11 protein-coding genes are annotated in these 14064 nt (G+C 37.2%); 1 reads left to right on the plus strand and 10 read right to left on the minus strand.

Features of this window, described 5'->3' with window-relative positions:
* Positions 1–290: 290 nt before the first annotated feature.
* The 5 genes from VUJ46_RS15940 to VUJ46_RS15960 all read right to left on the minus strand — a co-directional run bounded on the left by VUJ46_RS15940 (position 291) and on the right by VUJ46_RS15960 (position 7278).
* Positions 291–608 carry a hypothetical protein gene (locus VUJ46_RS15940; protein ID WP_326981711.1) on the minus strand — a complete coding sequence of 106 codons (318 nt, stop codon included), beginning with the start codon at positions 606–608 and terminating at the stop codon, positions 291–293.
* Positions 609–833: 225 nt separating this feature from the next.
* Positions 834–2369 carry a YifB family Mg chelatase-like AAA ATPase gene (locus VUJ46_RS15945; protein WP_326981712.1) on the minus strand — a complete coding sequence of 512 codons (1536 nt, stop codon included), beginning with the start codon at positions 2367–2369 and terminating at the stop codon, positions 834–836.
* A 1445-nt stretch (positions 2370–3814) separates the two neighbouring features.
* Entirely contained in the window at positions 3815–5173 is a 1359-nt protein-coding gene (gene gdhA / locus VUJ46_RS15950; RefSeq protein WP_326981713.1) for an NADP-specific glutamate dehydrogenase, read from the minus strand.
* 190 nt (positions 5174–5363) lie between these two features.
* Positions 5364–6473, minus strand: a complete 1110-nt coding sequence (gene dprA / locus VUJ46_RS15955; RefSeq protein ID WP_326981714.1) for a DNA-processing protein DprA — start codon at positions 6471–6473, stop codon at positions 5364–5366.
* Between the two features lie 37 nt (positions 6474–6510).
* Positions 6511–7278, minus strand: a complete 768-nt coding sequence (locus tag VUJ46_RS15960; RefSeq protein WP_326981715.1) for a rhomboid family intramembrane serine protease — start codon at positions 7276–7278, stop codon at positions 6511–6513.
* 279 nt (positions 7279–7557) lie between these two features.
* On the opposite strand from VUJ46_RS15960, the gene VUJ46_RS15965 reads away from it, so the two are divergent.
* On the plus strand, positions 7558–8487 hold the full coding sequence (locus VUJ46_RS15965) for a DUF3078 domain-containing protein (protein WP_326981716.1): 930 nt from the start codon (positions 7558–7560) through the stop codon (positions 8485–8487).
* Between the two features lie 434 nt (positions 8488–8921).
* On the opposite strand, the gene sufD is transcribed toward VUJ46_RS15965, so the two are convergent.
* From sufD to sufB, 5 genes are all read right to left on the minus strand, one after another.
* Positions 8922–10229, minus strand: a complete 1308-nt coding sequence (sufD, locus tag VUJ46_RS15970; protein ID WP_326981717.1) for a Fe-S cluster assembly protein SufD — start codon at positions 10227–10229, stop codon at positions 8922–8924.
* 100 nt (positions 10230–10329) lie between these two features.
* A complete protein-coding gene (sufC, locus tag VUJ46_RS15975; RefSeq protein WP_326981718.1) occupies positions 10330–11073 on the minus strand; it encodes a Fe-S cluster assembly ATPase SufC in 744 nt (247 codons plus the stop codon).
* 66 nt (positions 11074–11139) lie between these two features.
* On the minus strand, positions 11140–12111 hold the full coding sequence (locus VUJ46_RS15980; protein ID WP_326981719.1) for a S8 family serine peptidase: 972 nt from the start codon (positions 12109–12111) through the stop codon (positions 11140–11142).
* 26 nt (positions 12112–12137) lie between these two features.
* On the minus strand, positions 12138–12551 hold the full coding sequence (gene uraH / locus VUJ46_RS15985; protein ID WP_326981720.1) for a hydroxyisourate hydrolase: 414 nt from the start codon (positions 12549–12551) through the stop codon (positions 12138–12140).
* Between the two features lie 34 nt (positions 12552–12585).
* On the minus strand, positions 12586–14034 hold the full coding sequence (gene sufB / locus VUJ46_RS15990) for a Fe-S cluster assembly protein SufB (RefSeq protein ID WP_326981721.1): 1449 nt from the start codon (positions 14032–14034) through the stop codon (positions 12586–12588).
* Positions 14035–14064 lie beyond the last annotated feature (30 nt).

Genomic DNA, 14064 nt, shown 5'->3' on the forward strand with positions numbered 1-14064 from the left:
AAGTTTTCTTTCACGGTTTTTTATTTTTTAAGACTGCGTTTACAAATCAAAGATCTATCTGGTATAATACTGTTTTCTTTTTGAATTTACCTTAAAAACCCAATATCAGTAGCGTCGGGTGAAACCCGATGTATAAGTATTCCATGATGTTATACCCCTGAAAGGGTTAAATAAATTAATGGAAATTTCAAAGATAAAAAGGTATAATCTTGGAATAAGGATTTTGGTGTAATTTTTAAATGATTAAAAAGTATTGAAATGCTGTAAAAAGGCTCAGCGTTCATTTTTATTCACTTAAATACAGTTACGTTATTCAGATTTATTTCAAGATCCTGCTGAATCCCTCCGTTGGTTATAGCCAAAACGCCTTTATGATGAGCAATAGTAGCTCCAAGATCATTTTTTATTTCTTTAAAGTATCCTTTGGATTCGTAACTTTCATTTCGTTGCCATAAAAAATCAGCCATCAAACCTGTACTGCTTTTAATGGATAAGGATTTAAGGGTATTCTTGAAATCAAATTCCACAATATTGATTACAAAACTCTCATGCGCTGCAAATTTTTTACTGAGGATCTGAATAGGCTGATTTGAACCGGTAGTATTCACTGATATTGTTTTAATAGACAAAAATCGATCCTGTATACGACAAAACTTGACGTATAAAATAATATTTTAATAAAACTTTTACACTCTGCTATTCTGCCAATAGCGCTCATGAATATATATTCCAGTACCCGGGAGCGAGAAACGGAAATGAACAGATATTATAAGCAAACCGGATAAAAAACTGATCATTGAATGCTGCTTTGCTTTAACTAATCATGGATTATATTATACATTCCAGAACTCCCGGTCTAAACTCCGATATTGTATAGCTTCAGAAATGTGGTCGGATTTTACAGTTTCAGAATTTTCCAGGTCCGCAATAGTTCTGGCAACCTTTAAAATCCTGTCGTAGGCTCTTGCGGAAAGATTCAGCTTTTCCATAGCCACCTTGATGAGGTCAAAGGAAGCCTGATCCAGCGCACAGTATTTTTCAATTTCTCTTGAACCCATCTGAGCGTTATAACTTATTTTCAGGTCTTCATATCTTTCTTGCTGAATTTCACGAGCCTGTAAAACACGCTGTCGGATATCTTCGCTTTTTTCACCTTTTCTTCTTGTTGATAACTGTTCAAATTCTACCTTCTGCACCTCAATATGAATATCGATCCGATCCAGTAAAGGGCCGGAAAGTTTATTCATATATCTTTGCATCTCAAAGCCGGATGAAGTATTATTGGGATCATCCGGAAAATAGCCGCTGGGACTTGGATTCATGGAAGCAACAAGCATAAAGCTGGAGGGATAGTTAACCGAAAACCGGGCTCTTGAGATGGTGACCTCCCGATCCTCAAGCGGCTGCCGCATCACCTCAAGAACTGTTCTTTTGAACTCCGGCATTTCGTCCAGAAATAATACGCCGTTGTGTGCGAGAGAAATTTCACCGGGTTGGGGATAGCTGCCTCCACCTACCAACGCGACATCCGAAATTGTATGATGGGGATTTCTGAAGGGTCTTGTTGTCATTAGGGATGTATTTGCTCCCATTTTTCCGGCTACGGAGTGAATTTTGGTGGTCTCCAGTGCCTCTTTAAGTGTTAAAGGCGGTAATATACTGGGAACCCTTTTTGCCAGCATGGTTTTGCCACTTCCAGGAGGTCCTATCAGGATAATATTATGTCCGCCTGCTGCGGCTACTTCCATGGCACGTTTTGCGGTTTCCTGCCCCTTAACTTCCGAAAAGTCAAAAGGAAAATCATTGATTTTGTCCCGAAATTCTTTCTGGGCATCAATAATCACTTTCTCCAGCGGTTTATCTTCATTAAAGAATTCAATAACCTGTTTTATATTTTCTGCAGCGTATACATCAAAGTTAGTGACAATGGCGGCCTCACGGGTGTTCTGGACAGGCAGTATAATGCCCTTAAATCCTTCTTCTTTAGCCTGGATGGCAATGGGAAGAACCCCTTTTATAGGCTGCAGGCTCCCATCCAGAGAGAGCTCACCCATGATGATGTAGTCATGGACTTTTTCCGTTTTAATCTGATCGGAAGCGATAAGAATTCCAAGGGCAATACTGAGATCGTAGGCTGCCCCTTCTTTTCTAAGATCAGCAGGAGCCATGTTAATGGTAATTTTCTTTCCGGGGATTTTATAACCTACATTTTTTAAGGCGGCAGAAATCCTGTAGCTGCTTTCTTTAATGGCATTGTCAGGAAGGCCAACAAGATGATAGCCTACACCTTTTGTATCAACATTTACCTCGATGGTAATGGTCTGTGCTGAAACTCCATGGATTGCGCTTCCGTAAATTTTTACAAGCATGTTTGTGTTTTAACGTAAATGTAATTTATTTTTTTTAATTCGTAAAATACCGGAGTGGATGATTATTCTTATTTTCTATGAGAGTAAATGAATAGCATTCTAAACAAATCGTGTATGAATTTCTATTTTACATCATATTGAATAACCTTTGGAAAATTGGAAAGATCTTATATTTTTTGAAAAAAATGATCGGTAATTTTTTGAATAAGTTGGCTGATATGAATGGTGAAAATAAGGATGGGACGAATGACTGATGTACGTGGTTCTGTATCCAGCCGCGTATTTTTTGTAAGAAATTCGGATCAAGTACAAAAGTTGGGGGAGTAGGCAAAAAAGTTTAGATACTATAAGATGAAAATTTTTTGCTCTCGCAGTTTTGCAAATGATATAGATTCTTTTCCTTGTACTTTACATATTGAACATGAAGCCACCCGAAGTTTTTTGACAACTCCCGTTTTAAGTCTCACCAAACCGTTCCACTTATAAAGGGCCGCAAAGGTTAAACAAAGAAAATCAACGATATCATCAGTGAAAATCTGTGCGATATGTGGGAAATAAAAAAATTAGTGCATTCGTGGCGATAATATGCAGCGCTCAATTTTATCTTTGATAAAAATCCTTGCGCCTTAAAAACATCAGGCATTAAAAATATCTTTGCGCCTTTGCGAAAACCAACAGAAACAGCCTCATCCACGAAAATCTGTGCGATATGTGGGAAATAAAAAAATTCGTGCATTCGTGGCGATAATATGCAGCGCTCAATCTTATCTTTGATAAAATCCTTGCGCCTTAAAAACATAAAGCATTAAAAATATCTTTGCGACTTTGCGAAAATCAACAGAAACAGCCTCATCCACGAAAATCCTATCAATCTATGGGAAATAAAAAAATTAGTGCATTCGTGGCGATAATATGCAGCGCTCAATTTTATCTTTGATAAAATCCTTGCGCCTTAAAAACATCAGGCATTAAAAATATCTTTGCGCCTTTGCGAAAAACCAACAGAAACAGCCCCATCCACGAAAATCCTATCAATCTATGGGAAATAAAAAATTAGTGCATTCGTGGCGATAATATGCAGCGCTCAATTTTATCTTTGATAAAATCCTTGCGCCTTAAAAACATCAGGCATTAAAAATATCTTTGCGCCTTTGCGAAAAACCAACAGAAACAGCCCCATCCACGAAAATCCTATCAATCTATGGGAAATAAAAATATTCGTGCATTCGTGGCAAAAAATACATCTAAACAATTTCTCCCCAAGTTTTGAAACTGATCCAGAAATTCTGCAAAGCAGTTTCCGCATTTTACGAAAAGATGTCTAAAAAAAAAGCGTTGAATACTCAACGCTTTCTCCTTTCACTTTTTACTTTTATCCCATTTATAAATCCCGGGAACAGGCTGTATGAAAAAAGGTCGGGAGTTTTTACCCCAACCTTTGTATTTTATACGACTCCTTGAGCTAACATAGCTTCTGCAACCTTTACGAATCCGGCGATATTAGCACCTTTTACGTAGTTTACATAGCCATCTTCCTCTTTTCCGTAGTCTCTACATGCTTTGTGGATTCCGATCATGATCTCTTTCAGTCTTGCGTCAACTTCCTCAGACGTCCAGTTTAGACGGATCGAGTTTTGTGTCATTTCGAGACCTGAAGTGGCAACACCACCTGCGTTAGATGCTTTTCCGGGAGAGAATAATACTTTATTGTCAAGGAAGTAGTTGATGGCATCTAAAGTGGAAGGCATATTGGCTGCTTCAGTTACACAAAGACATCCGTTTTCCACAAGGATTTTAGCATCTTCAAGATCAAGTTCGTTTTGAGTAGCCGAAGGAATGGCTACGTCACACTTCACTTCCCAAGGGCGTTTTCCTGCATGGAATTCTGCAGACGGATATTTTTTAGCATAGTCTTCGGCTCTGTTATTTCCGGAAGCTCTAAGCTCTAATAAATAATCAATTTTTTCACCATCGATTCCGTCTTTATCATAAATATACCCATCCGGTCCGGAAAGCGTCACCACCTTACCGCCAAGCTCAGATACCTTCTTAATAACCCCCCAGGCTACATTTCCGAAACCTGAAACCGTTACTGTTTTATCTTTGAAGGTTTGTCCGATGGTCTTAAGCATCTGCTCCGCGAAGTAAACAACTCCGTAACCGGTAGCTTCAGGACGAATTAATGAACCTCCATATGCCAATCCTTTTCCGGTAAGAACTCCGGTAAATTCATTTCTTATTTTCTTATATTGACCGAATAAATATCCGATCTCTCTTGCTCCCACACCGATATCTCCCGCAGGAACATCCGTTTCAGGACCAATATGCTTGCACAGCTCTGTCATGAACGCCTGGCAGAAACGCATCACTTCCATATCAGATTTGCCTTGCGGATCGAAGTCTGAACCTCCCTTACCACCACCCATTGGGAGAGTAGTTAATGAGTTTTTAAATACCTGTTCGAATGCCAGGAATTTCAGAACCGAAAGGTTTACAGTCGGATGGAAACGAATCCCTCCTTTGTAAGGTCCGATAGCAGAGTTCATTTGAATTCTGAACCCTCTGTTTACCTGAATTTCTCCCTTATCGTCAACCCATGGAACTCTGAAAATGATAATTCTCTCCGCTTCAGCCATTCTTTCAAGAAGCTTCATGCCAGTATATTCTTTCTTATTCATGATGAACGGAATTACGGTAACGGCAACTTCTTTTACGGCCTGTAAAAATTCCGGTTCGTTCGGGTTTTTTGCCTCTATTTTTGCAATAAACTCTTGTATTTTCTGGTCAATATTATATTGTTCCATATAGTAGGGTTGAATATTATTGTCAACAAATTTAATTTTTTTTTCAAAATTCACAATAGCTTAATTGAAGATTGTTGAAAATTTAATAATAATGTGTTCAAATATTATTAAAATAATAATTTTGATGTAAATGTTGTTAAAAATTAAAAGTTCTCTCTTAATTAATGTAGTATTAAGAAATCATTAATTATCAAATTATCATAAATTGCCTCCCGGAAAATGATTTTACTTTCCCTAAAAGTTCTAACTCTAAAATTATTGATAGAATTTTATGAGAAGGAAGGGAAATTTTATCCGCCAGGTCGTCCAGGCTGATACGTGGGTGGTCGGCAATTATACGGTATATAAGATTTTGATTTTCAGTAAGCAAAAGATTGGTTTCACTTTCAGGGAATAATTCTTCTATTTTGTCTGCAGGCTTATTAAATCCTAATGAATCCACGAGATTTTTAAGGGTTGAAATGGTTGTTGCTTTGTTCTGAAAAATGAGGTGATTACATCCTTGACTGTATTTATCCGTAATTTTTCCGGGAAGCGCAAAAACATCCCTGTTGTAATTGTTGGCGAATGTGGCCGTGCTGATAGAGCCTCCCCCAAATGCTGTTTCCACAATGATGGTAGCAGGAGAAAAACCGGCAACGATTCTGTTTCTTTGGATAAAATTTTCTCTGCCCGGCTTTTGGGAAGAATTAAATTCAGTGAAGAGTGCTCCTCCCTGTTCAATGATATTTTCCGATAGCTTTTTGTTTCGGGAAGGATAAATCATCTGAAATCCGTGAGCTAAAACTCCTGCTGTAGGAATCTGAAAGTGAATAGACTGCTCATGAACCTCCTGGTCCGCTCCCAAGGCAAGACCGCTGATGGATATATATCTGGAATGCCGGGTTTCCTGAAAAAAATCCTGGATAAATTTCTTCCCGTAGGAGGTCATATTTCGTGTGCCAACGATGCTTACTGTTGTTAAGGAACGGTCGAAGTTCCCTTTTTGGTAAAGGATTACGGGAGCATCATCACATTCATGGATAAGACCCGGAAGGTTTTTCAGGTGTCTAAGATGAATCAGGATATTATTCTTTTCGCAAAATTCTAATTCTTTTTCTGCAAATTTCAAATGATCCGGGTTTCCAATGTCGGAAACTGTTTTTCTGCCGATGCCGTCTGCTTTTGGATACTCTTTTTTAGCATAAAGCCATGCTTCTTTAGCGCTTTTAAACGTATGGATAAGTTTGATGAAATTAATATCACCAACCAGATTGCATTCACGCAATGCGATGGAATAAAGATGTTCTTCGGAATACATTCGTGTTTTTTTGTGTAACAAATGTAGCAATTAAGTTTTACTTTTTCCTTAATTCTTCCAAATGATCCCAAATATCATCTCTTTTTTTATAAGGGAGTTCCAGGAAATCTTCGGGATGATTTTCTTTATATTCCTGCCATAGTTTATCGTCTTTTTCACTGTAATAATGTGGAAATTCCCAAATGTATTTTTTCTTTCGATCTCCCACATTCTTAAACATAAAGGCAATAATACTTCCGACAACTGCGCCAGAGAGGTGTGCCTGCCAGGAAATCTTACTTGGCTCCTGCAGATTATAGAAAAGTTCTTCAGGCAGCATTCCCCAAACAAGGCTTCCGTAATAAAGAACAACAAGCAGTGAAATGGTGAGAAGCTTCATATTCCACCTGAAAACTCCGCTGAAAAAAAGAAAAAATGCAAGAACATACACCACGCCGCTTGCTCCTATGGTGCAAGTATACATATATTGTCCGGTCATGATATCGATAGGAGGGAGCATCCATACCAGAAGCCCCGTGGCCAGCCATCCGAGGATAAATACTTTGTTCGCTACCATAGGATAAAACTGGTAAAGCAGAAACATTAACGCTCCAATGGGAATGGAATTTCCTATAATATGATCTATATTTCCATGTAAAAGCGGAGAAGTCACCACGCCCAGCAACCCTTCAGGAACCAATGGAATAATGGCTCCGAAACAGCTGCTGAAAAAGCCCATGGTTTGCAGAAAATATCCGAACCACATTGCTGCCAGCATGAATAATGGGTAGATGACTGCTCTTTTGGAGATTATATTTTTAATCATAATTGATATACTAGGAATAGGAGACCACAAATCAAAAGCCAATACACAATTTCGGAAAATTTGGCGATGATTTCCTGTGAAAGAAATAATTTTAAGCCAAAAGGTAATGATTTTTACTATTTTTGAAATTATAATTAAAATTTTGGCATTTACTTTTCTAAAGTGGCTTGTTTTTAGCTGGTTAAAGAAAAGTTTGATGTAAATATAGAATATGCCTGAGGCATACTTTTTTTAACAAAAATTATATTTATACTTTTGTAATTGATAATCTTTAGTCTTATGAAGAAGTTTTTATTCATTCTTTCCCTTACGTTAGGGATTTTTGCCAGTGCTCAGGTGGTGGTTATTGATACCGGATCTGTAAAAATTGATACAATAAAACATTGGTCGGTATTGGGAAAACAATCCGTAATGATTAATCAGGCTGCATTCTCAAACTGGGTTGGTGGTGGTGCCAATAATGTAGGTTGGCTTGCTGCAATTGATTATAATATTACATATGAGAATGATAAAGATCTCTGGGAAAATATTATTCTTCTTAATTACGGACAGAATGATACAAAGGGAATAGGTGTCAGAAAAACCCAGGATGTTATCAACATTTCTACCAATTATGGTCGGAAGATCTCCAAAAGCTGGTATCTTTCTGCCGGAGCTGGCTTCCAGTCGCAGTTTGCAGTCGGATATGAGGACGGAAACAATCCTTTAGCGAAAAAATTGTCGAATTTTATGGCTCCGGGATATCTGAATCTCGGTCTCGGTATCACTTACCGGCCAAATGATAATATTAATATCAATCTTCGTCCTACCAATGCCAGATGGACGTTTGTGCTGGATAAAGATCTTCAGACCGCAGGAAGCTATGGTTTAAAGGCTGATGGAGATACTTCGCTATTGCAGTTCGGTTTTCTGGGGACGGCTTCCTATAAATTAAAGATTATGGATAATGTAAACATGACAAATACGGCTTCTGTTTTCTCTAATTATCTGGATCATCCCGAAAGGCTGGTATTAGCGTACGGAATGGTTCTGAATTTGAAGGTTAACCGATTTATTTCTTCCAATATTACAGTCGATGTTCTTTATGACCATAATCAGATCCAGAAAACGCAGCTTAAACAAACGCTTGGAGTTGGTTTAGCTTATACTTTGAATAACGGTGTAAAACGATCTGAAAGAAAAGACAGCCAGTGGTGGTTGAAAAAGTAATTATTTAAGTACTTAAGCTAAATAATTTTAAATAGAAATTGAAATCAATATATCAATAGGAGCGGACTTTAGTCCGCTTTTTTTATACATGAGAATCTTGGCTTTAGCCAAAACTTATATTTTTAAACACAAATAACACAAATGTTTTTCACGAATAACACAATTCTCAGCCATATTCTTAGTAGTGAAATGGCTTTATGAAACTAAAAATATTTAACATCAAAAAAGTTCAATGATCTTTTTTGCGTTCAAAATTTAAGTTTGTTATCCTATTTTCAGCTATCATTCGCTGAGTGAAACGCCTTCGCGAACAAAAAATATCCTCAATCATTTCAAAAAAACTGGCGATCTTTAGCATCAAGAAGAATATGAGGACAGCTATAAAAACAAAAAGCACCTCAAAGAAGTGCTTTTTTATTATCAATTATATATTGTTAGAACTCTATATCTACTTCAAGTTTCTCCGCCAAAAGCTTTGAAATTTTCTCTTTTAAAGGCTCAATGTCAATATTCTGCATCGCATCATTAGCGAACGCATATAAAAGCAGTGCCTGAGCTTCTTTTTTTGAAATACCTCTTGCTCTTAAATAGAATAACGCATCTTCGTTCAATTGTCCGACTGTACAACCGTGAGAACACTTTACATCGTCTGCGAAAATCTCCAACTGAGGCTTGGTGTCAATTGTGGCGCCTTCGCTTAGTAAAACGTTGTTATTTTGCTGGTAAGCATTGGTTTTCTGAGCAATTTTATCTACAAATACTTTCCCGTTGAAAACCCCGTGGGATTTCCCGCTGAAAATACCTTTGTAGTTCTGATAGCTTTCACAATTCGGCTGATTGTGGTGAACCGCCGTGTGGTGATCTACCAGCTGGTCTTTCCCGATAATCGTGATTCCGTTCATGAATGAATTGATATTCGATCCGTTTTGAATGAAATCCAGGTTATTTCTTACCAATTTACCTCCGAAAGAGAATGTATTTACAGTCGTTAAACTATCTTTTTCCTGCTTTGCGAAAGTATTATCAATTAAATAAGAAGTATCGTTATCGTTTTGCAATTTATGCCAATCTGCTTTTGCATTCGGATAAGTGAAAATTTCCGTCACAGAATTGGTCAACACGTATGTATTGTCAAAATTGTGGTGACTTTCAATGATTTCCACTTTTGCACCTTCTTCTACGATTAATAAATTTCTCGTGTTGTAGAAAGTGTTTTCTTCCTGATTTTGAGAAATATAGAAGATATGGATGGGCTTTTCAATGACAACATTTTTAGGCACTTTCAAAAAGAAACCATACTTGCAGTAAGCCTGATTTAAATTGGTGAAAGCTGACTGATCCGCAGCAATTGTGTTGAAATATTTATCGAAAACATCTTTATGCTTCTCATCATTCAATGCATAATTAAATGAAAGAAACTCAACATTTTCAATCGAAACTTTTGATAACTCTTTACGAAGTTTACCGTTTACGAAAGTAATCCAGTCAAAATTTTCTTCTCCCAAATGTAATTCATCCAATTGTTCTTTGGTGATGTTATGACTTTCCTTTGGGAAAAAGTTGTATCCTTTTTCAGTAATTTCCTTTAGGTTGGTATATTTGTATTCTTCGTCTTTTTTCGTAGGAAAACCAAGATTTTCAAATCTTTGAAGAGCTGCTTTTCTACCGTCATCCAGAAATCTGTGACGAAGGCTCTCCAAAAATTCACTGTGATTTTCAATAATCTGTTGTTGTAATGCCATTACTGGTATATCTGTGGTTTGCACCATTTTTTCTTTTTTGTTTGGCTGAAATTGTTAAACTAAGAGATCATCTGAATCTCTGAATTTCTTAATCTTTTAATTAATTTAAAAGCCAGTCGTACCCTTTTTCTTCCAATTCAAGAGCAAGAGATTTATCACCTGTTTTGATGATTTTTCCGTTTGCTAAAACGTGAACGAAGTCCGGTTGAATATAATTAAGCAATCTTTGATAGTGAGTAATCAGAAGAACTGCATTACCTTCATTTTTAAATGCGTTTACACCGTCTGCAACGATTCTTAGAGCATCAATATCTAATCCTGAATCGGTTTCATCGAGAATAGCCAATTTAGGATCAAGCATCATCATCTGGAAGATCTCGTTTCTTTTCTTTTCACCTCCTGAAAAACCTTCATTCAATGATCTTGAAAGGAAATCTTTTTTAATACCCAATTGCTCAGATTTTTCACGAATTAAAGCCAACATTTCTTTTGCAGGCATTTCACCTAATCCGTTTGCTTTTCTGTTTTCGTTCATCGCAGCTTTGATAAAGTTGGTTACAGAAACCCCCGGAATTTCTACCGGATACTGAAAAGATAAGAAAATACCTTTGTGAGCTCTGTCTTCAGGAGCATCTTCGATGATATCTTCACCTCTGAAAATGATTTCTCCGTCAGTTACTTCATAATCTTCTTTCCCCGCGATTACCGAAGAAAGTGTAGATTTTCCGGCTCCGTTCGGCCCCATGATCGCATGAACTTCACCCGGTTTTATTTCTAGATTGATTCCTTTTAAAATTTCTGCGCCGTCTTCAATTTTGGCGTGCAAGTTTTTTATCTCTAACATTTTAATTTATATAAAATTATCGCAAGGCTAAACCAACATTGCGTATATGTTTCACTACAATTATTTTTAATAACCTGAATTTTCCTTTTCCAGGATCTTCTTCACATTCTGTTTACTGATCTTATTTTTTACAATAAGTTTTGAAAGCTTTCCTGTAATGTATGGCGCAGCCACGGACACGCCGGAAACTGTTTCTTTTTTATTAAGAGCCATTGTTACGGCAATATCCTCAGAAGGAGCATAGAGATCTATGTTTTTTCCTTCATTGGAAAAGTCTGCTCTCTGTTTCAGATCTTTATCAAGACCACCAACCACAATTACGTTGGGCAGTACAATATTGGCAGGCACATCCTGAGATGTTTCTATATTTTTCCCGTCATTTCCGCAAGCTACAACAAACGTTATTTCGGGATGTTCCTTAAAATTCTTTTCTAAAGAGCTTTTAAAACTATTAAGCCACTTTTGGGAATTCTGAGTTTGTTCTTCCAGATTTTTTCCAAAATTAGGATTCTTTTCTATAATTCCTTCAAGAGTCTGCCCAAAACTTATGTTCACAAGCTGGATCTTATTTTTACTAAAATAATCAATCGACTGCCCGATAAACTGATCCATTCTTTCCAATTCCTGTGGCAGCTGCTTTATCCTTTCTTCAACAGAAAGCTGTAACAAACCTGATTTTTCAAGTCTTTCCGTTGTATAAACAAACCCTGCTCCGTACAATTCAACATTTGGGTTTTGTTGAAGGATCACTGAGGCGATTGCCGTTCCATGATCGTAATCGTCCTGATTTCCTTCGTTGGCCACAAATGTTTCCGGAACCAATTTTTCAAACTCATTAAAGCCAATTCCGTGAATATCGTCTACATAACCGTTTCCATCATCATCTTTAGCATTGATGCTTTCTTTTGTGTTCGTATAAACACTGTTTTTCGGAAGCGAATTCACATCAAACCTTTCCCAAATTCCTACTTTTACCTTTTGTGATAAAAGTAAGCTGCCTTTCAGAGCTAATAATAAGAAAAAGCTTTTATAATTCATAGTAAAAGATCTTCTGCTTTTTTATTCTAACTTCCTCTATAAGTAGAATATCCAAATGGTGATAAAGAAATAGGCACATGATAATGCTCTTTGTTCTTTACCTGAAATATAATTTCAATACTCGGATAGAAACTCTCTACTTTTTGAGCTTTATAATAATCTCCGGTTTCAAAGATCAGTTTATAAGTTCCGTTATTCTGATCTCCCTGAGCATAAGGCAGAAAATCGCCAATTCTCCCGTTGCTGTCTGTATACTTCTTGCCCATGGGAACCCACTTTTTGGTGTTTTCGTTAAACTTTTCCAGCGATACTCCCACCTGTCCTGCTGGGTGCCCCTGCGAGATGTCAAGAATATGGCTTGAAAGCTGATAAGTACCTTTTTCCTGAGCTGAAAGCCCAAGGCATAAAACACCAAAAAATACTAATAAAAATTTTTTCATCGTCATCATTACAATTTACAGTTTATGGGATTGATTACCCTACGGATCCTTCCAGAGAAATCTCAAGCAATTTTTGAGCTTCAATGGCGAACTCCATTGGTAATTTATTTAAAACCTCTTTACTGAAACCATTTACGATCAAAGCAATTGCTCTTTCTGTGTCGATTCCTCTTTGGTTACAGTAGAAAATCTGGTCTTCACCGATTTTTGAAGTCGTAGCCTCATGCTCCAGCTGGGCAGAAGGATCTTTGATCTCTATATAGGGGAAAGTATGGGCACCGCATTCGTTACCCATCAATAGAGAGTCGCACTGAGAAAAGTTTCTCGCTCCTTTTGCTGTTGGCATTACTTTAACCAAACCTCGGTATGAATTCTGAGATTTTCCTGCAGAAATACCTTTAGAAATAATCGTAGATTTTGTATTCTTACCGATATGGATCATCTTTGTTCCTGTATCAGCATATTGGTGATTGTTGGTCACTGCGATAGAGTAAAACTCACCGATTGAATTATCACCTTTCAAAATACAAGAAGGGTATTTCCAAGTTACAGCAGAACCAGTTTCAACCTGAGTCCAAGAGATTTTTGCATTCTTTTCGCAAAGTCCTCTTTTCGTTACGAAATTGAAAACTCCACCTTTTCCTTCTTCATTCCCTGGATACCAGTTTTGTACAGTTGAATATTTAATTTCAGCATTATCCATTGCGATTAGCTCAACAACAGCCGCGTGAAGCTGATTTTCGTCTCTTGATGGTGCTGTACAACCTTCTAAGTAAGATACATAACTTCCTTCATCTGCAATCACAAGTGTTCTTTCAAACTGACCTGTACCTGCTTGATTAATACGGAAATATGTAGATAATTCCATCGGGCATTTTACTCCTTTTGGAATATAGCAGAAACTTCCGTCAGAGAAAACTGCGGAATTCAATGCTGAATAAAAATTATCTCCTCTCGGAACTACTTTTCCAAGATATTTTCTTACCAAATCAGGGTGGTTTTTAATCGCTTCAGAGATAGAACAGAAAATAATTCCTTTTTCCATCAATGTATCCTGAAAAGTTGTTTTTACAGAAACTGAGTCAATTACGATATCTACCGCAACTCCTGAAAGTCTTTTTTGTTCTTCGATATTGATTCCTAATTTTTCGAAAGTCGCCAATAATTCAGGATCTACTTCGTCTAAACTTTCAAGCTCAGGTTTTGCTTTTGGTGCAGCATAATATTTAATGGCCTGGAAATCCGGTTTTTCGTACTTAATATTCGCCCATTCCGGCTCCACCATTTTCAACCAGATTCTGAAAGATTCCAAACGCCATTCTGTCATCCATTCCGGCTCTTCTTTTTTAGTAGAAATCGCGCGGACGATGTCTTCGTTTAAACCCGTCGGGAAATCTTCATAATCGATTTTCGTCTCCCAGCCGAATTCATATTTTTTATTTTCTAAGTCGACGCGTAAATCGTCTTCAGTGTACTTTGACATTAATTAAATAATTAAAAAATTAAATGATTA

Source organism: Chryseobacterium sp. MYb264 (genome assembly GCF_035974275.1).
Lineage (GTDB): Bacteria > Bacteroidota > Bacteroidia > Flavobacteriales > Weeksellaceae > Chryseobacterium.

What these genes read in the sequence shown, in the direction of transcription:
- sufD (WP_326981717.1), bottom strand. Translation starts at nt 10,229, where the DNA reads ATGGCATTACAACAACAGATTATTGAAAATCACAGTGAATTTTTGGAG.
- VUJ46_RS15980 (WP_326981719.1), bottom strand. Translation starts at nt 12,111, where the DNA reads ATGAATTATAAAAGCTTTTTCTTATTATTAGCTCTGAAAGGCAGCTTA.
- VUJ46_RS15965 (WP_326981716.1), top strand. Translation starts at nt 7,558, where the DNA reads ATGAAGAAGTTTTTATTCATTCTTTCCCTTACGTTAGGGATTTTTGCC.
- dprA (WP_326981714.1), bottom strand. Translation starts at nt 6,473, where the DNA reads ATGTATTCCGAAGAACATCTTTATTCCATCGCATTGCGTGAATGCAAT.
- VUJ46_RS15960 (WP_326981715.1), bottom strand. Translation starts at nt 7,278, where the DNA reads ATGATTAAAAATATAATCTCCAAAAGAGCAGTCATCTACCCATTATTC.
- VUJ46_RS15945 (WP_326981712.1), bottom strand. Translation starts at nt 2,369, where the DNA reads ATGCTTGTAAAAATTTACGGAAGCGCAATCCATGGAGTTTCAGCACAG.
- uraH (WP_326981720.1), bottom strand. Translation starts at nt 12,551, where the DNA reads ATGAAAAAATTTTTATTAGTATTTTTTGGTGTTTTATGCCTTGGGCTT.
- gdhA (WP_326981713.1), bottom strand. Translation starts at nt 5,173, where the DNA reads ATGGAACAATATAATATTGACCAGAAAATACAAGAGTTTATTGCAAAA.
- sufC (WP_326981718.1), bottom strand. Translation starts at nt 11,073, where the DNA reads ATGTTAGAGATAAAAAACTTGCACGCCAAAATTGAAGACGGCGCAGAA.
- sufB (WP_326981721.1), bottom strand. Translation starts at nt 14,034, where the DNA reads ATGTCAAAGTACACTGAAGACGATTTACGCGTCGACTTAGAAAATAAA.